The 22495-nt window shown below is 32.9% G+C and carries 23 protein-coding genes; 19 read left to right on the forward strand and 4 right to left on the reverse strand.

Annotated elements, in window-relative coordinates; genetic code table 11:
• Positions 1 to 19 precede the first annotated feature (19 nt).
• From rplM to PEPCATONIAE_RS03735, 6 genes are all read left to right on the forward strand, one after another.
• Positions 20 to 448 (forward strand): 50S ribosomal protein L13, encoded by a 429-nt coding sequence (rplM, locus tag PEPCATONIAE_RS03710; protein ID WP_138159627.1) that lies wholly within the window; start codon positions 20 to 22, stop codon positions 446 to 448.
• A 17-nt stretch (positions 449 to 465) separates the two neighbouring features.
• The gene (gene rpsI, locus PEPCATONIAE_RS03715; protein WP_138159628.1) at positions 466 to 858 is read left to right on the forward strand and encodes a 30S ribosomal protein S9; all 393 of its coding nucleotides are present in this window, start codon (positions 466 to 468) and stop codon (positions 856 to 858) included.
• A 156-nt stretch (positions 859 to 1014) separates the two neighbouring features.
• Positions 1015 to 1503 (forward strand): prolyl-tRNA synthetase associated domain-containing protein, encoded by a 489-nt coding sequence (locus PEPCATONIAE_RS03720; RefSeq protein ID WP_138159629.1) that lies wholly within the window; start codon positions 1015 to 1017, stop codon positions 1501 to 1503.
• A gap of 143 nt (positions 1504 to 1646) precedes the next feature.
• Positions 1647 to 2522 (forward strand): acetamidase/formamidase family protein, encoded by an 876-nt coding sequence (locus PEPCATONIAE_RS03725; protein WP_218975508.1) that lies wholly within the window; start codon positions 1647 to 1649, stop codon positions 2520 to 2522.
• Between the two features lie 27 nt (positions 2523 to 2549).
• A complete protein-coding gene (locus PEPCATONIAE_RS03730; protein WP_138159630.1) occupies positions 2550 to 3035 on the forward strand; it encodes a GNAT family N-acetyltransferase in 486 nt (161 codons plus the stop codon).
• A gap of 224 nt (positions 3036 to 3259) precedes the next feature.
• The gene (locus tag PEPCATONIAE_RS03735) at positions 3260 to 4225 is read left to right on the forward strand and encodes a 3-hydroxyacyl-CoA dehydrogenase (RefSeq protein WP_138159631.1); all 966 of its coding nucleotides are present in this window, start codon (positions 3260 to 3262) and stop codon (positions 4223 to 4225) included.
• Positions 4226 to 4347: 122 nt separating this feature from the next.
• On the opposite strand, the gene PEPCATONIAE_RS03740 is transcribed toward PEPCATONIAE_RS03735, so the two are convergent.
• A complete protein-coding gene (locus PEPCATONIAE_RS03740) occupies positions 4348 to 6162 on the reverse strand; it encodes an ATP-dependent helicase (RefSeq protein ID WP_138159632.1) in 1815 nt (604 codons plus the stop codon).
• A 118-nt stretch (positions 6163 to 6280) separates the two neighbouring features.
• Between PEPCATONIAE_RS03740 and PEPCATONIAE_RS03745 the strand changes: the two genes are divergently transcribed.
• Together PEPCATONIAE_RS03745 and PEPCATONIAE_RS03750 are read left to right on the forward strand one after the other, a co-directional pair.
• Positions 6281 to 6853 carry a phosphatase PAP2 family protein gene (locus tag PEPCATONIAE_RS03745; RefSeq protein WP_138159633.1) on the forward strand — a complete coding sequence of 191 codons (573 nt, stop codon included), beginning with the start codon at positions 6281 to 6283 and terminating at the stop codon, positions 6851 to 6853.
• Positions 6847 to 7650, forward strand: a complete 804-nt coding sequence (locus tag PEPCATONIAE_RS03750) for a nitroreductase family protein (RefSeq protein WP_138159634.1) — start codon at positions 6847 to 6849, stop codon at positions 7648 to 7650. Before PEPCATONIAE_RS03745 ends, PEPCATONIAE_RS03750 begins: the two co-directional genes overlap by 7 nt.
• 15 nt (positions 7651 to 7665) lie before the next feature.
• Here the strand turns inward: PEPCATONIAE_RS03750 and PEPCATONIAE_RS03755 are convergent, their stop codons facing one another.
• A complete protein-coding gene (locus PEPCATONIAE_RS03755; protein ID WP_138159635.1) occupies positions 7666 to 8661 on the reverse strand; it encodes a LysR family transcriptional regulator in 996 nt (331 codons plus the stop codon).
• Positions 8662 to 8778: 117 nt separating this feature from the next.
• Between PEPCATONIAE_RS03755 and ilvD the strand changes: the two genes are divergently transcribed.
• The 4 genes from ilvD (at position 8779) to PEPCATONIAE_RS03775 (ending at position 15082) form a co-directional block, all read left to right on the forward strand.
• A complete protein-coding gene (gene ilvD, locus PEPCATONIAE_RS03760; RefSeq protein WP_138159636.1) occupies positions 8779 to 10422 on the forward strand; it encodes a dihydroxy-acid dehydratase in 1644 nt (547 codons plus the stop codon).
• A 12-nt stretch (positions 10423 to 10434) separates the two neighbouring features.
• Positions 10435 to 11727 carry a GntP family permease gene (locus PEPCATONIAE_RS03765; protein WP_138159637.1) on the forward strand — a complete coding sequence of 431 codons (1293 nt, stop codon included), beginning with the start codon at positions 10435 to 10437 and terminating at the stop codon, positions 11725 to 11727.
• Positions 11728 to 11736: 9 nt separating this feature from the next.
• Positions 11737 to 12594: a DUF6282 family protein gene (locus PEPCATONIAE_RS03770; protein WP_138159638.1), complete on the forward strand. Its 858-nt coding sequence runs from the start codon at positions 11737 to 11739 to the stop codon at positions 12592 to 12594.
• Between the two features lie 199 nt (positions 12595 to 12793).
• Positions 12794 to 15082: a heavy metal translocating P-type ATPase gene (locus PEPCATONIAE_RS03775; protein ID WP_138159639.1), complete on the forward strand. Its 2289-nt coding sequence runs from the start codon at positions 12794 to 12796 to the stop codon at positions 15080 to 15082.
• A 9-nt stretch (positions 15083 to 15091) separates the two neighbouring features.
• On the opposite strand, the gene mnmL is transcribed toward PEPCATONIAE_RS03775, so the two are convergent.
• A complete protein-coding gene (gene mnmL / locus PEPCATONIAE_RS03780; RefSeq protein ID WP_138159640.1) occupies positions 15092 to 15988 on the reverse strand; it encodes a tRNA modification radical SAM protein MnmL/YtqA in 897 nt (298 codons plus the stop codon).
• 114 nt (positions 15989 to 16102) lie between these two features.
• Here mnmL and PEPCATONIAE_RS03785 point away from each other — a divergent pair, with 114 nt between their 5' ends.
• The 5 genes from PEPCATONIAE_RS03785 to PEPCATONIAE_RS03805 all read left to right on the forward strand — a co-directional run bounded on the left by PEPCATONIAE_RS03785 (position 16103) and on the right by PEPCATONIAE_RS03805 (position 21043).
• The gene (locus PEPCATONIAE_RS03785) at positions 16103 to 17002 is read left to right on the forward strand and encodes a tetratricopeptide repeat protein (RefSeq protein ID WP_138159641.1); all 900 of its coding nucleotides are present in this window, start codon (positions 16103 to 16105) and stop codon (positions 17000 to 17002) included.
• Between the two features lies 1 nt (position 17003).
• Positions 17004 to 17759, forward strand: a complete 756-nt coding sequence (map, locus tag PEPCATONIAE_RS03790; protein WP_138159642.1) for a type I methionyl aminopeptidase — start codon at positions 17004 to 17006, stop codon at positions 17757 to 17759.
• A gap of 2 nt (positions 17760 to 17761) precedes the next feature.
• Complete coding sequence (locus tag PEPCATONIAE_RS03795) at positions 17762 to 19153, forward strand: MATE family efflux transporter (RefSeq protein ID WP_138159643.1); 1392 nt, start codon at positions 17762 to 17764, stop codon at positions 19151 to 19153.
• Between the two features lie 8 nt (positions 19154 to 19161).
• Positions 19162 to 19761, forward strand: coding sequence for a peptidylprolyl isomerase (locus PEPCATONIAE_RS03800; protein WP_138159644.1), 600 nt, complete (start codon positions 19162 to 19164; stop codon positions 19759 to 19761).
• 82 nt (positions 19762 to 19843) lie between these two features.
• Entirely contained in the window at positions 19844 to 21043 is a 1200-nt protein-coding gene (locus tag PEPCATONIAE_RS03805; protein ID WP_138159645.1) for a CapA family protein, read from the forward strand.
• A 52-nt stretch (positions 21044 to 21095) separates the two neighbouring features.
• Here PEPCATONIAE_RS03805 and PEPCATONIAE_RS03810 read toward each other — a convergent pair whose 3' ends face one another.
• A complete protein-coding gene (locus tag PEPCATONIAE_RS03810; RefSeq protein ID WP_138159646.1) occupies positions 21096 to 21500 on the reverse strand; it encodes a hypothetical protein in 405 nt (134 codons plus the stop codon).
• A gap of 57 nt (positions 21501 to 21557) precedes the next feature.
• Here PEPCATONIAE_RS03810 and PEPCATONIAE_RS03815 point away from each other — a divergent pair, with 57 nt between their 5' ends.
• Both PEPCATONIAE_RS03815 and PEPCATONIAE_RS03820 read left to right on the forward strand, forming a co-directional pair.
• The gene (locus PEPCATONIAE_RS03815) at positions 21558 to 21929 is read left to right on the forward strand and encodes a hypothetical protein (RefSeq protein WP_138159647.1); all 372 of its coding nucleotides are present in this window, start codon (positions 21558 to 21560) and stop codon (positions 21927 to 21929) included.
• 104 nt (positions 21930 to 22033) lie between these two features.
• The gene (locus PEPCATONIAE_RS03820; protein ID WP_138159648.1) at positions 22034 to 22489 is read left to right on the forward strand and encodes a CtsR family transcriptional regulator; all 456 of its coding nucleotides are present in this window, start codon (positions 22034 to 22036) and stop codon (positions 22487 to 22489) included.
• Positions 22490 to 22495 lie beyond the last annotated feature (6 nt).

Here is a 22495-nt window from a genome sequence, read left to right on the forward strand (position 1 = left end):
ACAGGAGGATAAGACCCAAATGAAAAGCTATATGGCTAAGGCCAATGAAGTAGATAGAAAATGGTATGTAGTAGATGCAGAGGATAAAGTTCTAGGTAGATTAGCAAGTGAAGTTGCCAACATTTTAAGCGGTAAAAAGAAGCCTATCTATACCCCACATGTAGATACAGGTGACTATGTTATCGTTATAAATGCAGATAAGGTAAGACTTACCGGCAATAAATGGCAACAAAAGTTACATGTTAAGCACACCGGTTATCCAGGCGGTAGAAAAGAAATTGTATACTCTCAATTAAGAGAAAAACATCCTGAAAGAGTTATTGAGTATGCCGTAAAAGGTATGCTTCCAAAAAGCAGACTTGGCAGACAGATGTATACTAAACTTAAGGTATATGCAGGGGAAGAACATCCTCATGCAGCTCAAAAGCCTGAAGTTTACGAATTTTAATTGAGGAGGTAAGGTTAATGGAAAAAGTACAATATAGAGGAACCGGAAGAAGAAAAACTTCTGTTGCACAAGTTAGACTGCTACCCGGAAACGGTAAATTTCTTGTTAACGGAATCGATTTAGACGAATATTTTGATTATGATACATTAAAAACTGTAGCTAAATCTCCACTTGAACTTACTGAAACATTAGATCAATATGATGTTATAGTAAAAGTTAAGGGTGGCGGATATACAGGACAAGCAGGAGCAATAAGACATGGTTTGGCAAGAGCCCTTATTGAAGCTGATGCTGAACATAGACCTATCCTTAAAAAAGCCGGATTTTTAACAAGAGATCCGAGAATGAAGGAAAGAAAGAAATACGGCTTGAAAAAAGCGAGAAAAGCTCCTCAATTCTCAAAACGTTAATATTTATACTATGGAACAAAGAACCTTGGAAAACACCAACTTTTCAAGGTTTTATTTTTTTTATATACGAAAAATAAAAACTTTGTTATGTTATACTTTAAGTGATTATAAAATTAATTGTTTGTGAAGTAGATAATATATAAAAAGGGGATTTCAATGGATTTATACAAAATAGTGGAAGATAAACTTAAAGCACTAGGAATAAGGGTCCAGATAATGGAACATGAACCGGCTCTAACTACCGAGCAGGCTGATAAATTTATTGAAGGAATTGAAGGAGTTCGTACAAAAACTATGTTTTTGACAAATAGGAAAAAAAGAAATTTCTATCTTGTTATTATGGATGATAAGAAACGCCTTGACATGGATTCTTTTAAGGAGATAGTTGGAGAAAAACAAATAAAAATGGCATCTGAAGAAAGCCTAATGGAAAAAATGAAATTACCTGCAGGAGTTGTATCACCATTTGGTCTTTTAAATAACTATGATAAAGACATTAAAGTTTATTTTGATAGAGAAATTATGGATGAAGAGAGAATGAGCTTTCACCCTAATACAAATGAAAAAACTATATTTATAAATACAGAAGATTTAATGACCTTTTTAAAAAGCATTGGTTATGAGGCTAATGTAGTTGAATTATAATCGGTACTAATTGATTCATATAGATGGCTTTAATTAATTTATAAAATACAATGAAACAGCAGTTTATAAAATATAAGACTGCTGTTTTTTATTTAAGGCTTTAAAATCTTTATTATGTTATACTGTGAAAAGGAGGGATTTTATTGAAAATATTAAAAGAAAATATAATCTTTGCCATGGACAAAAATAATAAACCGGCAATGAAGGCAAAAAGTGGAGATGAGGTAATTTTTGAAACTTGTGATTGCTTTACTGATGCGATAAAAACTGAAGAGGACTTAGTAAGCGGAATTGATTTTTCAAGAGTTAATCCGGCGACAGGACCCTTATATGTGGAGGATGCAAAGCCGGGAGATGTGCTTAAGGTTGATATTATAAAAATAGATCTTATGAATAAAGGAGTCTCTGTTGCTACACCAGGTCTTGGAAGGATAGGACAGGATGTAAAAGCAGAAACCACAATGATTTTTAACATAAAGGATAATACAACTGAATTTAAAGGTAAAAGGTTGCCTTTAAATAAAATGATAGGGGTAATAGGAACTGCACCAAAGGATGAACCTATAGCCACAGGAGTTCCTTATGACCATGGTGGAAATATGGACTGCACCATGATTAAAGAAGGCGTATCTCTTTATCTGCCTGTCAATGTTGATGGGGCATTATTGGCAATAGGGGATTTACACGCAGCTATGGGTGATGGAGAAATTATGGGAGCAGGACTTGAAATAGCAGGTGAGGTAAGGGTTAAGGTCGAAGTTTTAAAAGATTTTGATTATAAAACTCCCCTTATAGAAGCTGATGATAAGTGGATTACTCTTGGGTCAAGACCTACTATGGAGGAAGCAAGTGATCTTGCAATAAATAATATGGTAGATTTAATTATGAAAAACACTGATTTGACTTTAAATGAATCGGGAATATTATTATCTCTTGCAGGTAATTTAAAGGTATGCCAGGTAGTTGACCCTAACTTCACCATGAGAATGGAGCTTGATAAGAAATATTTGTTAAAATAATTTTTATATTGATAATATAAGGTGCCTATGAAATTTAGAAAAGCAAGTGAAAAAGATAAAGACTCAATTAATGCATTATACCTTGACGGATCAAAGAGCCTTGAGAGACTTGGTGTCAATCAATGGCAAAATGATGAGCTTCCAAAGGTTGAGGATATTTCAAAAATTTATCTTATAGAAGATAATAAGGAAGTAGTAGCTACGGCTCTTCTTATAGACTATGATAAGGACTATGATAAAATTTACGAGGGTAGTTGGATTTCTTCAGGAAAATATTTTGCAGTCCATAGATTTGTTACAAGTTCTCTACACAGACAAAAAGGACTGGCCTCCTATCTTTTAGAGGAAATTGAAAAAATTGCCCTTAAAGATTCTGTTAAAAGCATAAGAATCGACACTCACGAGGACAATATTCCTATGCAAAAATTTCTTTTAAAAAGTGGCTTTATAAAATGCGGAATAGTTTACTTAAGGAAAAGTGGAAAGCGTATAGCTTTTGAAAAAGAATTGTAATGGCCCGAGAATTTCTCGGGTTATTTTATTTTTGACCTTAGTCAGTTGAGTAGGGAAGATTTGAAAAATAAAAGTAAGTACCTTGGAATGAGGGTTTGATAATGAAACAACTATAAAAAAAGAATATATTAAAAAGTTTTGGGTATTAATAGTTAAACGGAAGGGCTTAATATACTTTTGCTAAAAGGAAAGTAATTTGTTTTATAGCTATAAAGGAGGAAAGCATGAAATTTAAAAAAGTTGTACTTTTAGGCGGAGGCGTCCTTGGCACGCAAATCGCCCTTATGTCTGCTTACACCGGTCATGACACTACTATTTGGTTAAGGAGTGAAGGCTCTATCGGTAGAACTGAACCGAAAATCCAATACTACACCAAAAGCATTCTTGACGCCTTGGAAGAAGCAAAGAAATTTGTAGGTAATCCCTTGGGAGCTTACGTTTACCCTAAAGCTTTAATTAGCGATTGGAAGGGTATTACCGTAGAAAAAATTGATGAGCTTATAAGAGAAGGCGAGAAAAACATGAAAGAGAATCTGCATCTAGAGTTAGATAAAGAAAAAGCTCTAAAGAATGCGGATATTGCCATTGAAGCCATGGCGGAAAATACTGAAGAAAAAATCGAATTTTACAAAAATATTAGTGAAATTCTTGAGGACAAGACTATTCTTTGTACCAACTCTTCTACACTATTGCCCTCCACCTTTGCACAATATACAGGTCGTCCGGAAAAATACATGGCACTTCACTTTGCCAATTCCATATGGAGTCATAACACGGCGGAATGTATGGGACATGAAGGAACAGATCCCGAAATTTATAAAGAAGTGGTTGAATTTGCAAAAGAGATAAACATGGTGCCTATTGAGCTTCATAAAGAGCAGCCTGGCTATGTTTTAAACTCATTGCTTGTACCTCTTCTAGATGCCGGACAAAGTCTTTGGGCGAGAGGTATAGCAGATCCAGAAACCATAGACAATGCTTGGCGCATAGGAACCGGTGCACCTGTGGGTCCCTTCCAAATGATGGACGTAATTGGTCTAAAAACTGTAAGTAATGTATTAAAAATGAAACCCGATGCAAAAGATCCCGAATCAATAACCTGTCGACTAATCAAAATGATTGACGAAAAAATCGATAAAGGTGAGTTGGGTATTGTTTCCGGCAAGGGATTCTATAGCTACACTAAATAAAAAGAAATTGAAATCCACGACGGGAAACCTTCGTGGATTTTTTATTAGAGAGAATTATTTAAAAAAAGCTATCAAAAGAATTGCCTATGTTGGAATAAACAAATTGCTATACTTGCAGATGTTTATTTAACCTGTGATATTTCTTCAAGAAAGCTGCTCATAGCTACAGATTTTGAATTAAAGGTTTTAGGATAGAGTAAATAAAGGTGATTTTTTGCTCTTGTCATTGCGACATAAAATAGTCTTCTATCCTCTTCAAGGGTTTCTACATTGTCTGAGATTGAAGGCAAAATACCCTCTACCATATCAAGAACATACACACAGTCATATTCAAGTCCCTTAGCTGAATGAATAGTTGAAAGACTTATATTTGAGTCTTGAAAAGATTTTGTTTTTATTAGATAGTCTAAATATTTAAGTCGACCTATGAAATCATCCAAAGTCCTTTCTGACTTAGCTATGTAGCTAAGGTGTATGTAGAACTCTTTTAAGCTTTCATAATTGTATCCAAACTTTTCTGACATATCCCTTAAATAAAAATCATAACCCAGTTCATTAATCACATAGTTAATTTGGTCTGATATATTTAAGGCTTTTAAAATTTTAAAATCCTTACGAAGCTTTAAAATGTTTTCCTTGTAGTAATTGGGTAGGTTTGGGTAATTAACCAAAGATATAAATAGATCTCCCCTTAAATTATTTTTAAGGTATTTTAAATGAGCTTTTGAAATATAACCCTTTACCTTGTAGTATATTCTTGAAAAGGTATCTATATCTGTAGTATTATTGGAAAATTTGATTATATCTAAAATATCTTTAACTATAAAATGATTTAAGATTTTAACTCCTGATCCCTTAAGATTAAATTCAACATTTCTTCTTTCCAGGTACTCCATAAGACCTAGACTGCTTAGATTATTCCTGTATAAAATTCCATGACTTTTATCAGGATATTTTTTTATATTTTCGTAGATAAATCTATATTGATCTCTTATTCTTTCAACTTTAACAATATTTACCGGGTCGATGTAATCATTAAGAGTGGAGATTTTTTTGTTAAATCGATTTGTATTCTTTTTTATAAATAATTTTGATGTATTAACTATATTCTTAGATGATCTGAAATTATTTTCAAGATAGTAGAATTTTAAATTTTTATATATTTCTTTAAGCTTTAAAAGGTAGTCAGGACTTGCCCCTCTGAAACCGTAAATTGATTGATCATCATCTGCAACTATAAGTAGATTGTTTTTAGGAGAAGCAAGAAGCTTTATAACTTCAAATTGTGCTATGGATGTGTCCTGTCCTTCGTCAAGTTGTAAATAGTCATAGGCTGATCTTTTTTTATTAAGTATGTAATTTTCTTTTTTTAAGATTTCAAGGCTAAGAAGAATCATATCATCAAAGTCTATAAGACCTTTGGATTTTTTATAGTATTCGTAATTTAAGTATATTTGCATAAAATTGGGTATATTTGTCTTTTCATCTTGAGGATTTTTCATTGAATTTTTAAAGTAAGATATTTTGTTTAAAATTTCTTCAATATTTTCTTCAGATAGGTACTTTCTATTAAGGGAGTAATAAATATCGCTGATTATTTTAAATTTAGAGCTACTCCCGGATTCAATGAGAGTATATTTTTTTCCTCTAAGGCGAGCATAATCTAAAACTATTCCGTAGCAAAGAGCATGAATTGTTGAAAAAACAGGTTTATTAAAGTTATCCTTATATATGTGTTGAAATCTTCTGTTTATATCTAAGCTTGCAGCCTTGGAAAAGGTAATTGTAAGTATTCTTTTAGGGTCTGTGCCTGACTTAATAAGCTTTAAGGTTCTATAAAGAAGTATTGAAGTCTTGCCGGCTCCCGGAACTGCAAGTATAAGAGCGGGACCCTGATCATGATCTATGGCTTTAAGTTGTTGTTTCGATAAATTCATAGTTGCCTCCCAATAAGAGTTTAATTTGAAGGGAAGAATTTTTCAAATGAAATAAATTTATTTGGAATAAATACTTTAATTAAAGAACACATTACTATATAATAGAAACGAGGTGTTTATGAAGAATCCGTTTAAGTCATTTGACAATTTTTTTATAAATCTTATAAATAGAAAGATGAATAATAAGTTTTTTAACTTTATGTTTTATTATATAACACATTTGGGCGGTTTGGTTTTTTTAAGTCTGTTGACCTTGAGTCTTCTGTTTATTAAAGGACAGCCGAGAAAGTTAGGACTTGAAATTTTGCTAGGCCAAGTGCTTACATCCGCTATAGTCCAAATTTTAAAAAGAATTTTTTTAAGAAACAGACCTTACTGGATATTGGATAATTTAAACACATATGGAATAGATTTAAGTGACTATTCATTTCCGTCGGGCCATTCAGCCGCAAGCTTTTCTGTTGCCACAATAGTGGCATGTAATTACTCTAATCTTGCCCTTATAGTTTTTATTCTGGCAGGACTTGTAGCTATATCAAGAATATACTTGGCGGTTCACTATCCTACCGATGTTTTGGCCGGGATAATTATAGGAGTAGCTTCCAGCTTGGCGGTTCATTATTTTATTTTTTCAGCACTATATGTATATCTTGAAAACAAATTTACTTGGGAGGGTAACTATACATGTTAATGATGGATTTTTTACAAAAAAGAAAGTCAGTTAGAAATTTTAAATCAGCAGGTGTTCCTAAGGAAGAACTTGAAAAAATCAGAACCCATTGCAAAGAACTTGAAAAGGAGATTGGAGACGTAAAATTTATAATTGTAGAGAATGGGGAAATTGTCCAAAAGGCCCTCAAAGGTAAAGCAGGCTACTCAGGTGTTATGATTGATGCACCTCACTATTTAGGTCTTGGAATAGATAAAGATGACAACAGAACTATGCTTGCTATTGGTTATATAATTGAAAAAATTAATACCATGATAGTTGAAGAAGGTTATGATACTTGTTGGATTACAATAGATAGAGTAGATGAAAATACAAGAAAGGATGTTTTTGGAGAAATAGGTTCAAGTCTTAAATATCTTATAGCAATAGGTCAAGGCAAGGAAAAGAAGTTTTTTGAAATAGAAAAGGCTAGTGTTAGATATCCTCTAAATGAAATCGTATATAAGGATGACTTATCCAACCCTGTTACTATTGATTACTTGGAAGAAAGAGGACTTTTAGACATCTTATATTCAATAAGATATGCACCTTCACATAAAAATTTACAACCTTGGAGATTTGTAATATCAGGTAGCGATGTAGTTTTATACATGAAAAAATCAAGTGAAGATTTTGAAAATAAAAGATCTCTTGTGGATATGGGAGTAGTTATGATGTACTTTGAAGAAATGGCAAAAAGCTACAACATTAACAACAAGTGGGAAGTAGTTATGGAAGATGAAGGAGAATACCTAAAAATCGGAAAATTTACAATGTAAAAAGAGAACCCTCTCTCAATGAGAGGGTTTATTTTTTTCTATTGAAAAATAATTTTCAATATCCATATAGGTTTGTTTTATTTCATACTCAAGGATTTCTATAAACTTATTAATATATTCAGGTGGATTAAAGTATTTATGCTTAACAAATTCTATACTTAAGCTGTCCTCTAAACCGTAAATTCTAAAAGCTAAAAGTTTTTCCTTTTCAGATAGGCAGCATTTGTTTCTTTCAATTACTCTTGAAAGAATAAGGGTAGGCGAAAAAGTCGCAGCAAACTCTTTGCTGCATATATCAAATTGAGTATCATAGTCGCTTATAAATATTGTGCTATTTAAGTTTATGGATTTTTCATTAAAAAATTCATTTACTCTTGATGTAGTTGTACTTTGACCCAGGCTTAAAATAAATTTAAGTTTACTTAAATCCCTTAGATTAATTTTCTTGAGGGGATTTTTTAAATAAGTATCTGCGGAATTTCCAAAAGTTTTTTCTAAAGTATTTTTAGATAATACGACAAAAATATTATCGAAGAATACTTTTTTTATATTTAAAAGCTTATTAGCAGGAGTATTGACACCTAAAAACATATCAAGCTCTCCATTTATAATTCTTTCGCTATGTTTTACAGTATCATCAAGAACAGAAGACACCTTTATATTAGGGTAGATTTCCATATAATTGCTTAGAGTTTCAGGTAAAAGTATTCTGGCTCTTGAAGCGTTAATGCCGAAGCTGAATTCTCCCCTTGTTTTTTTATTATACTCTTCAATTTTTTTATTTAGATCTTTTTCCATAACCAGGACTTTTTTAGCATAGTCAAGTAAAAGTTCCCCTTGTCTAGTAAGTTTAAGCTTGGGTTTTCTTTCAAAAAGGCAGGTGTCATAAGTTTCCTCAAGTCTTTTAATATGGTCGCTAAGACCCTGTTGAGTTATAAAGCACCTTTTGGCAGTTTTAGTAAAGTTCATTTCCTTTGAAGCTTCAATAAAATAAAACAAAGATTTTTCCATTTAATCACCAAGAAAAAGATATATCACAAGTTAAAGCTTGTCAAGTACCTTGTCTTTTTCTGTTTTATACAGATAAAGTATTAATATAAAATATAAATAACAAAGAAAGGAGGAGCTATGAACAAAGAACAAAATTACGAAGGATATTATTACGGTTTAATGAGCTCACTGGGATTTAGGGAAAAGGATCTTAATAAGCCGGTAATAGGAATAGTAAACTCTTGGACCGAAGCAAACCCGGGTCATAAACCCTTAAAAGATTTAGCTGCAAGTGTTAAAGAAGGAGTATGGAGCGGTGGAGGTACACCTGTTGAGTTTAATGTACCAGCTCCATGTGACGGAATGGCACAGCTAAGAGGCATGGACTATGTTCTTATGCAAAGAGATCTTATAGCAACATCAATTGAAGCTATGGTTAAGGCTCACGGCTTTGACGGTTTAGTATTTTTGTGTTCCTGTGACAAAATAGTTCCGGGAATGCTTATGGCTGCTGCTTCCTTGGATCTTCCCTCTTTAATGCTTACGGCAGGATCAATGGTACCATATAGCGACGGAAAGAGAAGCTATGTAACTCCGGATTTAAAAGAGTCGATAGGAGCATGGAACAATGGGACTATATCAGATGATGATTTTGGCAAGCTAAGAGAAAATATTTGTCATTCTTGTGGTACTTGTTCAATGTACGGGACTGCAAACACTATGGGAGTCTTTGCTGAAGTACTGGGTCTATGTCCTTTTAACTCCACTACTGAATTATTTTGCTCATCAGCAAAATACAAACAGGCTCGTGATGTAGGAGAAAGAATAATAGAGCTGGTAAAAAACAAAATTACCGCAAGAAGCTTTATGACAAAAGAAAGTATAGAAAACGGAATAATGCATATTTCAGCAACAGGTGGATCTACAAATGCCGCACTACATTGTGTAGCTATAGCGAGAGTGGCAGGTTATGATTTCAACCTTAAAAAATTTGATGAGATTCAATCAAGAGTACCTTTAATTGCCAAGTGGAAACCATCTTCATCATATAATCTTTACGATTATCATTTGGCAGGAGGAGTGTTAGCTACCTTAAACTCAATTAAATCTCATTTACACTTAGATGTGCCTATAGCAATGGGACAAAGCCTTGGAGAAATTTTAGAAAGATTTAATTTTACACCTGACAATGAAAGAATATTCTCAGAGGACAAGGCACTTTTAGAAGATGGTTGTTTTACAGTTTTATACGGAAACCTTGCACCTAATGGATCAATAATTAAAAAAAGCGGAGTAGATCCTGAAATGTATGTACATAGAGGACCGGCCGTTGTGTTTGATTCTGAAGAAGAAGTAATGGAATCTCTAAAAAATTCTTCAATAAAGCCGGGAGATGTTTTAGTAGTAAGATATGAGGGGCCGAAAGGTGGTCCGGGAATGAGAGAAATGTCAATACCGGCAGCAATGTTGGTAGGTATGGGACTTCACAAATCCGTTGCAATGATAACAGACGGAAGATTTTCAGGAGCAAGTAGAGGACCATGCGTTGGCCATATATCACCTGAAGCCTGGGACGGAGGACCTATAGCTTTAATTAAAAATGGAGACTATATTAATATAGACCTTAATAAAAAAACTATAGATGTTGAGCTAAGTGATGAAGAACTTGAAAAAAGAAAAAAAGAAGTAAAAAGACCTGAAAAAGAAATTTCAAAATTACTTAAAAAATATAGAAAATTAGTGGGACCGTCAGAAGAAGGCGCCCTATGGTTAAATGATTAAAGGAGGAATAATATGATAATAATAATACCTATTATGATAGTTATTTTTAGTCTATTAGCATACAAAAAATGGAATCCAATTTTATTGGCTCCATTTGTTGCGGTAATAACTTGCTTAATTGGAAACATACCAGTTTTAGAAACTATGTTGGATGTATATATGCCAAGTGTAGCATCATTTATTTCGACTAATTTCTTTATATTTTTTTTAGGAGCATTATTTGGAAGTGTTATGGAGCTTTCGGGAGCTGCACAGGCGATAGCATTATATCTGTCTAAGATTACCAAAGGTAAGTATATCATACCTTTGATAATGACAATATCTGGAATACTTGCGTATGGAGGAGTAATAGGGTTTGTAGTATATTTTTCTGTTTATCCAATATCACTTTATTTATGTAAAAATAATAATATTTCCAGAGCTCTTATACCAGGAGCAATAAGTGCAGGATGTTGGACCTGGGCAATGTCGATGCCTGGTGCTCCTTCTATTCCAAATGTGTTACCTACAAAGTATTTGGGAACCTCTCCTATGTCGGATGCATTGCCGGGATTTTTATTTTCTGGAGTTTTATTATATATAATGTGCTTTGTTTACTTAGAGTGGCAAACAAAAAAATATAGAGATAAAAGTATGGGATTTGTGGATGATGAACATACAAAAACCGTTATAAATTCTACTAGTTTAAATTCCGAATTTCTACCAAATATTTTTGCATCATTTTTGCCGCTTGTAATATTATTAGTTATGTTTAATATCTTAAAAATTAAGATAGAGTATGCACTTTTAGCAGGGGTTTTATCTGGATTGTTACTTTTTTTCAAAAGAAGCAATCCTTCTGAATGGTTAGAAAAATTAAACGAAGGAGCAAAAAACTCTGCAATTACAATAATGAATACCTCCATGGTTATAGGATTTGCTGGAGTTATTAAAGAAACGGATGCCTTTGCAAATTTGATAGACGGTTTAAGTAATTTATCACTTCCCCCATTAATATTTGTTGCGGTAACGGTTTCCTTATCAGCCGCAGCTGCAGCTTCTGCATCTGGAGGAATAGGAGTTGCATTAACAACTTTTGGAGATATGTATTCTAAAATGGGTATCGCCCCTGAAATAGTTCACAGAATTAGTACAGTTGCATGTGGAACGCTTGATTCATTGCCACATACTGGGGGACAAGTATCTTTGTTAAATATAACGCACCAAACTCATAAAGAAGCCTATATACACATGTTTGTTACATGCACATTGTTTCCTATAGTTTCAGTAGTTTGCATCATACTATGGCATACTATTTTAGGTTAGGAGGATATTATGACTATAAAAGGTGGTTATGATTTACATGTTCATTCAGGGCCTGATGTTGTAGAAAGGGTAGTGAATGATATTGAGTTAGCTGAAAGATATAAAAAAATAGGAATGGACGGGTTTGTTATAAAAGCGCATCAATTTTTATCGGTATATAGAGCAAACTTAGTTAATAGCTTAGTTGATCAGTTCAAAGTAATAGGATCGATTACTTTGAACAATGCAGTTGGGGGAATTAATCCTTTCGCTGTTGAAAAAGCAGCAATGTTAGGAGCTAAAATTGTGTGGTTTCCAACAGTAGATTCTTTGCATCAAAAACAATTTCTTGAAGAAACGGGAGCTCCAAGACCTTATGGAGCTGGAAAGCCTAATGGACGTTCGGGTGAATACTTAACTGTTTTAGAAAATGGTAAGATCTCTAAAAAAACTGATTCTGTTTTAGAAGTAATAAAAGAAAATAATATTGCTTTAGCCACTGGGCATCTTTCTCCTTTAGAATCAATAAAGCTAGTGAGAAGGGCTAAGGAAGTCGGAATCAATAAAATTATAATTACTCATGCATCATTTAAGATGACATATTTTAGTGATGAATTGCTAAAGGAAGCGGTGAGATGTGGTGCATATATAGAACAGTGTTATTACACTGCATGTACAAAAAATAATACTTTTGAAGACATTATACGACAAATTAAATATGTCGGATGTAAGAATACAATTATATCAACAGATTTAGGACAGAGTGGAAATGACTACCCAGATATAGGTATACAAAAATTTGTTGAGGTTTTAAGCAATTACGGAAAATTTAGCGAAAAAAGTATAGAAGAAATGTTAATTAATAATCCTAAATATTTAATCGATTAAAAATAAAATTAAAACTAGTCCGTATTGATAAAATAAAAAAATCTTCGACTTATCTAGATCGAAGATTTTTTTTAATTTTATCAATTAATTTATCTAATTGCGTTGACAAGGAAAAATATGGTTGTATAATGTATGAAGAATCATTCATATGAAGATATATTCATATATTAAATTTATATTATACACAAGGGGTGAAACCATGATAGGATTAAAAGGACTTGATTGTCAGATTTGTATTGATGATTTAAAGAAACATAAAGATCAAATTAAAGGTTTAAAGAGTTTAAATGTATTTGACTCAGTACTAACTGTTGAAGGGTCAGGGGAAGTTGATGATTTAACTTTAGTAAACAATATATCCGATCACTTAAAGCACGTAGGTCATAATCATAAAATAGCCATGGCATCTAATGAGATTATTTATTTGAGAGGGCTTACTTGTCCTAACTGTACTGCAAAAATTATATCAGGAATAGAAAGCATGGATAATGTTGAACTTGCGGAATTTAACATTGCAACTGAAAAATTGTCAGTCTGGTATGATGAAAATTTAGATTCTGATAAATTATACAATAGTGTAAAGAAAATAGTAGATAAGTACGAACCGGATGTGGTTGTAGAAAAAGATGAAGATTTTACAAGACCTGAAGTGTTTGAAGATAAGAAGTCGGATATTATAAAAATGGCTCTTGTATTTTTAGCACTTATTGTTTCTCAGTTTGTACCAATGGCTAAAGAACTATCATTTGCTATTTTAATAGTAGCTTACTTAGTTATAGGAAAGGAAGTTCTTATAGAGGCTTTTGAAAATATTAAAGAAGGAGAGATATTTGATGAAAATTTCTTAATGTCTCTAGCTTCTATAGGAGCCATTGCTATTGGGCAAGCAGCTGAAGGTGTGGCTGTAATGTTGTTTTATTCCTTAGGGGAATTTTTTGAAGATCTAGCACTTGAGAACTCAAGAACTTCTATTAAAAACGCTTTGGATTTAAAGGCACAGTACGCCAATTTAAAGTCCGGTGACGATGTAAAAGAAGTTGATCCAAATGATGTAAAAGTCGGAGATATAATAGTTATTAAACCGGGAGAAAAGGTTCCTCTTGACGGAGTGGTTGTATCAGGTGAAAGCTTAATGGATACATCCAACATAACTGGTGAATCTATTCCTGTATTTGTTAAAGAGAATGATGAAGTAAGCTCAGGTTATATTAATAAAAATTCTCTTGTTGAGCTAAGGGTAACTAAAGAATTTTCAGACAGTACAGTTGCAAAAATTATTGATCTTGTTGAAAATGCATCTTCAAGAAAAGCTAAAACCGAAAAAATAATTACTAAGTTTGCAAAAATCTATACACCTATAGTTGTTTTTTCGGCAATTGCTATAGTTATTATAAGTCAGGCTTTTAATCTTTTAACTATTAGTCAAGGAATTTATAGGGCATTAACCTTCCTTGTTATTTCCTGTCCTTGCGCCTTTGTTATATCAGTACCTTTAACGGTTTTTGCAGGTATAGGTGCAGCTTCTAAATCAGGGATTTTTGTTAAGGGTGGAAATTATCTCGAATCACTATCAAAGGTTGATCATGTTTTAATGGATAAAACTGGAACCATTACAAAAGGTGTTTTTGAAGTAGTAAGTGTAGAACCGGTTGGAGTAGATGAAGATAAATTTTTAAAATATGCTTACCTTGGTGAGAAAAATTCAACTCATCCTATAGCAAGATCTATTGTAGCCTATGCTGAGTCTAAAGGCTTCAAGGGAAACCTGTCTGATTTCCAAGAAATCCAAGGTAAGGGAATTAAGTACAACTTAGATGGCAACACTATTTTTGTAGGCAATAAAGGACTTCTTGAAGGAGAAGGAATTGAAATTCCTAAAAAGAATTTTTATGGTGTTAATGTTCATTTGGCTGAAAATGATAAGTATATAGGAACTATCAGTCTTAATGACAGTTTAAAGGAAAATGTAATACCTGTAATTAAAAAACTTAAAAAATTTGGAATTAAAATTACTCTTTTATCAGGAGATAAAAGTGAAAATGTTAAAGAGGTTGCAGAAAGAATAGAGGTTGACAGTTATTTTGGTGGACTTCTTCCTCAGGATAAGGTTGCAAAACTTGAAGAGGCAAAGAAATCTAATGTCGGTAATGTAGTTTTTGTAGGCGACGGTGTAAATGATGCTCCGGTTCTTGCGGGGGCTGATATCGGTGTTGCCATGGGAGCACTTGGATCAGATAGTGCCATAGAAGCGGCGGATATAGTTCTAATGACTGATGACATAGGAAAACTCTATGAGGGTATTCAAATATCTAAAAGGACTAATAAAATAGTTTTTCAAAATATAGGATTTGCCCTTGGAGTAAAGGTATTGTTTTTAATTCTCGGATCTTTAGGTATAGCAGGTATGTGGAGCGCAGTATTTGCTGATGTAGGTGTAACACTTCTTGCAGTATTAAACTCTATGAGAGCTTTAAAATATAGAAAATAAAAGAGGGGTCTAGACCACAAGGTCCAGACCTCTATTTTTTAATTCTTTATCTATAGATGAAATAACAGAAAGTTTATCAGCAGCCCAAAGGGGAGCGATAAGCTTCTTTTTATCTGCGTCTCCTGTAAGCCTGTGGATGACAATATCTTTAGGCAGAATTTCTATTGCATCACATACTAAATTTACATATTCATCCTTTGAAAGAAGCCTAAAGGGCTTATTTTTATAATAGGCGTAAAGGGGTGAGTCTGTTTGAATATAAAGACAGTGAAACTTTACACCGAAGGGATGAATATCTTTAATATAATTAACTGATTTAAGGATATCTCCTTTATCTTCACAGGGAAGCCCGAAAATCAAATGAGTTAAAAATTTTATTTTATTCTTCTTTAGTATCTTTATATTCTCATCAAAGGTTTCGTGGGAGTAGCCTCTATTAATAAATTTTATAGTATTTTCATTAACACTTTGCATGCCCAATTCAAGAAATAAAAAAGTTTTTTTATTTAGTTCTAAAAGCATTTCCATAACCTTATCATCGAGACAGTCCGCCCTTGTTGCCAGAGAAAGACCCACTATGTCCTCTTTAGATACAACATAGTTATAAAGATCTCTTAATTTATTAATATCTCCATAGGTATTGGTAAAGCTTTGAAAGTAGGCAATATAATACTTAGCCTTCCATTTTTTACTTAAAAGATTCTTTTGCTCGTATATTTGTTTATCTATATCCTTGTAGTCGGAAGTAAAATCTCCGCTACCACGTTCAGAACAAAAAATACAACCGCCCTTTGACAAGGTTCCATCTCTATTGGGGCAGCTTGCACCGGAATTAAGAGACAGCTTTGCAACCTTAGCCTTAAATTTATTTGTAAAAAATGTATTAAAGTCAAGAAATCTTCTCATCTAATCACCAAGGAGATTATACCATTTTAATTGAAAGAGGAACAAAGATTTAAAGTTAACAGTCTTTATATAATTTTATAAATTGATATAATTATCATTAACGAGGTTTTATCTATGGTTTATGGAAAAAGTAAATTAAAAAATTATATAATAATCGCTGAAGATTTTTTCAACAAGGAAGAATACACTGAAGCTATAAGGTTTTATAAAAAAGCTTTAGAATTTGCAAATGAATATGAAAAAGAAAATATTCTTTTTGAATTGGCGGATATTTATTTAATTATTAAAGATTATAAGCAGGCGGAATGTATATATAAAAATATATTAAAAGAAAATAAAAGTTCTGCTGGAGCTTACTATGGCTTAGGCATGATAAATGATTTAATCGGAGGAGAAACGGAATTTTCTATAAGCTACTATGAAAAGGCAATAGAAAATGATCCAAACTATGACAGAGCCTACTACTATTTGGCTCACTGCTTTTATAATAAGGGACAGTTTAATAAGGCTATAGATTTATTTGAAAAGACCATAGCTTTAGATGAACTTGATTATATTTCTTATAATGATTTGGGCTCTATCTATGAAGAGAGAAAAGACTACAAAAAAGCCCTTTACTATGTTAAAAAAAGCTTAGATATAAATTCTTATTACTTTAGAGCTCTTTATAATATGGGGGTAATTTATAAGGCCCTTGGATATAATAATAAGGCACTACACTATTATAAGCTTGCCAAGGAAGAAAGCTCCTTTGAAAATATTTATCTTAATATGTCAGCTATTTATATTGAAAAAGAGGATTATGAGGCTGCCATAAATATTTTAAATGAAGGTATAAAGCTTAATCCAAATAGTGTAAACTTGTATTATAATAGGGCTTGCAGTTATTCTAAATTAAAAGAAGAGGCTAATGCTGTTAATGATTATTTAAAAGCCTTATCAATAAATAAAGATGTAGAAGTTTGGTCTAAAAGGGACCCAGATCTTAAAAATTTAATTATAAAGGAAAGATGAAATGATAATAATAAAGACACCTGAAGAAATTGAAAAAATGAAAGTGGCAGGACGTGTTTTAGCAGATGTTCACCACGAACTTAGAAAAATAATTAAGCCCGGAGTTAGGACTATTGACTTGGATACCTTTGTTGAGAAGTATTTAAAAGAAAGAGGAGCCTACCCTGAACAAAAGGGCTACGAAGGTTACCCCTACTCAATTTGCACCAGTGTAAATGATGAAATATGCCATGGCTTTCCAACAGAATATATTTTAAAAGACGGTGATATTGTTACTGTTGATATGGTTGTAAATGTGGATGGTTGGTTAGCTGATTCAGCTTGGTCTTATGAAGTGGGTCAGGTTTCAAAAGAGGCTCATGATCTTCTTGAAGTAACAAGACAGGCTATGTATAAAGGCATAGAGGTTGCAAAAATAGGAAACAGGTTAGGCGATATAGGTTATGCCATTCAATCCTATGTTGAACCTAAGGGCTACAGTGTTGTAAGGGAATTTGTAGGACACGGTATAGGAAGAGATATGCATGAGGATCCTCAGGTTGCTCATTACGGCATCCCCGGTAGAGGGCCAAGGATAGTTGAAGGCATGGTTTTTACCATTGAACCTATGATTAATTTAGGAAAGAAAGAATTATATATAGACAAAAATGGCTGGACGGCTAAAACTAAAGATGGTTCTCTTTCTGCTCAATATGAGCATCAAATTGCCATTACTAAGGAGGGACCTATAATTATTACTGATCAGGGAGACTGTTAGTTATGAAAAATAAGAATATTGACCTTTTAGAGGGCAATATTACAGATGTAATGATTAGGCTGTCTTTACCTCTTATGGGAACCGCTTTTATACAAATGGCATACACCCTGGTGGATTTAATGTGGCTTGGAAAGCTTTCAACAAATGCAGTTGCCGCCGTAGGTTGTATAGGTTTTTTTGTTTGGATTGTTATGGCCCTTACCTTGATTTCAAAGACGGGAATTTCCGTAGGCATGAGTCAGGCTTATGGTAAAGGGGATCATAAAAGTCTTGTAAGTGTTTTGCGTAGCGGTTTTCAGGTAAATACAGCTATCTTTATAATAATCACTATCTTGTATATTGTATTTAAAAAAGAATTAGTGGGATTTTATAAATTAGATAAAGATGTTGAAAAGCTTGCCCTTGATTATTTTAATATAGTAATTACAGGACTTGTTTTTATATTTTTAACGGCAGCTTTTTCGGCTGTTTTTTATGCAGGTGGGGATTCGAAAACTCCCTTTAAAATATCTACTATATCCTTAATTATAAATATAATATTGGACCCGATTTTAATTTTCGGTTGGTGGATTTTCCCAAGACTTGGCATAAAGGGAGCAGCCATAGCCACTGTATTTGCTCAAGGGGTTCAAGTAGCAGTTTATCTTTATTTAGGTATAAAATATAAGGAAATTTACATCCAGGTTAACTATTTTGAAAACTTTGATGGAAAATTTGCCGTGGATATTTTGAAATTAGGTGTACCTACTTGCTTAACCTCAATTGTTCATGCCCTTGTAAGTATGAAACTAAACAGTTACATAGCAGGATTTGGAGCAGCATCTATTGCCGCTTTCACCATAGGTTCGCAAATAGAATCTATATCCTGGATGAGTGCCGAAGGTTTTTCGACAGCCTTCAGTACATTCTTCGGGCAAAATTATGGAGCAAATAGATTTGAAAGGCTTAAGGAAGCAAGAAGAAAGGGTATGATTATTCTTTCTTGCATCGGAGCTTTTGCATCAGTGGTTTTGTTTGTTTATGGAGAGAACATATTCAGACTTTTTATACCTGTTGATGAAGAAGTAATAAAAATCGGTGGAGAATATCTTAAAATAAATGCAATATCAGAACTTTTTATGGCTTATGAAATAGGAACGACAGGTATGCTTAATGGCTTGGGACTCACTAGGTATCCTTCAATTAATTCAGTAATATTAAATGTTCTAAGGATACCCTTGGCAATTATTCTTATGCCTGGATTAATGGTTAACGGCCTATGGGCAGCAATATCAATATCAAGCTGCCTAAAGGGATTAGTAATACTTTTTGTATATTTTCTACTTAATAGAAAAACTGACGGATTTAGAATTAATATGGATAAATATGTAAGTAGAGTTAAAAACTTAGTATAGGAGGAAATATGTTAGAACAAGTAAAAACACCGGAAAAGGGAGAAGAAGTCGCAATATTAAAAACCAATCATGGGGATATAAAGATTAGACTTTTTCCTCAAGCAGCACCAAAGGCTGTGGAAAATTTTAAGGGACTTATTAGTAAGGGCTACTATGACGGAGTTATATTTCATAGGGTAATTGATAACTTTATGATTCAGGGTGGAGACCCTCAAGGCACAGGAATGGGGGGAGAAAGCATTTGGCAAAAACCCTTTGAAGATGAATTTAATCTTAACTTCAGAAACTTTAGAGGAGCTGTTTCCATGGCAAATGCAGGCCCCAATACTAACGGATCTCAGTTTTTTATAGTACAAATGGGGACTATAGAAGATGAAATCATCAGCAAAATGAGATCAGCAGGCCCTGAAGAAGGCTATCCTGATGAAATAGTTGACCTTTATGAAAACTTAGGAGGCACCTATTGGCTTGACGGTATGCATACAGTTTTTGGACAAGTATTTGAGGGAATGGAAGTAGTAGATGAAATAGCATCTCTGGAAGTGGACTTTAATAACAGACCGATAAAAGATGTAGTAATTGAAAAGGCAATTATAGAAGAATTTTAGTAATGAGACCTCCCTTAAGGGGAGGTTTTTTCAATTTAGTGAAAATTATAGGGAATAATGTTATAATCAGCCTGGTGATATTATGAAAAAGCTACTTTATATACTTACTGTTTTAATTTTATTAACTGCAACTTTTATAAGCTCTACACTTTTAAAATCATATTATGGCAACAACGAAACCAAGCCTCTTAGTAAATCAAAGGTTGAAGAAGAAATTAAAGAAGAGCCTAAAACCTATACAAGTAAAATTTGGGCAACTGGAGACATAATGTACCATATGCCTTTATATAAAAATAATTTTAATGCAGAAAAGTCTGAATATGACTTTAGCAACTATTATAAAAAAGTTGAAGAATATTTAAATGGGGCGGATTTAGTCCTAGGCAACTTTGAGACAACAGTCAATCCCAATAGACCATTAAGCGGCCATCCTATGTTTAATAGTCCCGAGGAATCTTTAAAATATTTAAAAGCCTCAGGCTTTGACATACTTTCAACTGCCAATAATCACTGTTTAGATACGGGAGTTGAAGGAGTCTTCACCACAATAGATGCTATGGACAAGGCGGGAATTAAACACTTTGGAACCTATAAAGAAAGAAGAGAACCCTTAATAGTTGAGTCCAATAACATAAAAATAGGATTTTTATCCTATGCAGAAATCTTTAACGGTTTGGAATCCCTTGTTAGTCAGGACAAGTCCTATGCTATATCCCCATTAAAGGAGGATCTTATACTTAATGATATTAGTGAAATGAAAAACCTTGGAGTTGATTATATAATCTGTTATCCTCACTGGGGCATAGAATATAGTAGGGTCCCAAGTGAAAACCAAAAGCACTTTGAAGATTTTCTTTTGTCAAATGGAGTAGATGCAATTTTAGGGTCCCATCCCCATGTAGTTCAAGGTATAAATGAAAGAGAAATTAATGGAGAAAAGAAGTTTACAATCTATTCCATGGGAAATTCAATTTCAAATCAAAGAGAGTTGTGGTTACACAGAAAAGGCGTGGAGTCAGGAGTCTTTGTAGAACTTAATTTGGAAAAGACAGGAGACAAGACGGTTTTAAAATCATATAATCTCTTTCCCACCTATGTAAACAGGTATAGGGATGAAAGAGGATGGCAGTCTGAAGTAATTCTATATTATGATTTAATTGAGGGCGGCAAGTATAGAGACCTTCTAACAGAAAAGGATAAGGATTTTGTAGATAAGAGTTATAATGAAACTATGGACATTTTATATAATAAAGAAGATAAAAAAGAAGAAGCCGCAGCATAAAATAAACCCGGAAATACCGGGTTTTTATTTTTCACTATAGTTTAACATAAGCCTATTTTAAAATTTCATTAATTTCAGAAACCAAATCAACCTTAGACTTAAAGTCCATATAATCCTTTCCGCAAACAAAGGTATAATAGTACTCTCCATTATAATCATTATCTTTAATTAAAAGGATATAATCAGAATCCATCTTAACTATTAGAGAGCCTGATTCAGGAGCGGAATCAAGAGCTTCTTCTTTAGGAATTTCGGTATAGTTTTCTTCTAAAAGCTTTATTATCTTTTTAACTTTTTCCTTATTATCAATATTTCTATATTCAGGAGTGTTATCATTTAAATAAGTCCCTACTTGCATATCTTGAAACTTTAGACTGAGGTTTCCTAAATTTATTTCGTATTTACTTGTGCATCCAAGTAGAATAAATGTTAAAAGAATTATTAAATATTTTTTCATATTATCACCTGGAAAGATTTTATCATGGTATACTTGTTTAAACAAGGAGAGTGTCTAATGGCAAGAAAGAAGAAAAAAATCACCATAAAAGAAAAACTTGAAAGAATGAATCTTACTGAAGAGGAAAAGACTCTAGCAGAAAGAAAGGCATTAGTTAATATTCTTATGTGTATTCTTTGGCCTCTAACTTTATTTATCCTTTGGGCTGATGCCAAGGAGAAGCTTGGGGTTTTCTATTACCTTATTATTTTAATATCCTTTATAAATGTTATACTGACCTATTATTACACTAAGCTTGACATAGATAAGGACAAGTTCCTTTCCCATATGCTTAAGTCTAAAATAGGAAAGGTCGAAAGATTCGGAACAGTTTTTTTAGTAGTGGAGATTGTTTTAATACTAAGTTATATATTTATATTGAATAAATAGCCGACATTTAATACTTCTTTACAAGGGAAGTATTAAATGTTATTATAATAGAACAGATGTATATTTTTTTAACTTAAAAGACAAAGATGGTCAAAGGTGATACTATGGCAAAACTTTCAAATTCAATAGAAGACTTTTTAAATTCCCTCTTGGAAGATGCTGATGGAATTTTAGAAATTCAAAGATCAAAAATATCAGACAGGTTTAACTGTGCACCTTCACAAATAAATTATGTTTTAACCACCAGGTTCACTCCCTATAAGGGATATTATGTGGAGTCAAGACGAGGTGGCGGAGGCTATATAAGAATTGTAAGGGTTGAAATAAAAAATAAGAACAGAATGGAAAAAATATTTAATGATGAAATAGGAGATTCCATTACTAAAGACAAGGCAGATCAACTTATAGATGAGCTTATTAATCTTGAATATTTAAGTGAGAGAGAAGGAGAGATAATTAAGATTCTCATAAGTGACAGGTCACTTAATAAGGCCATGGAAAGTAAAAATCAAATTAGAGCGGATATATTAAAAAATATTTTGCTTGTGATTTTACAATAGGAGGAT

This window comes from Peptoniphilus catoniae, from assembly GCF_901447155.2.
Classification (GTDB): Bacteria; Bacillota; Clostridia; order Tissierellales; family Peptoniphilaceae; genus Peptoniphilus_E; species Peptoniphilus_E catoniae.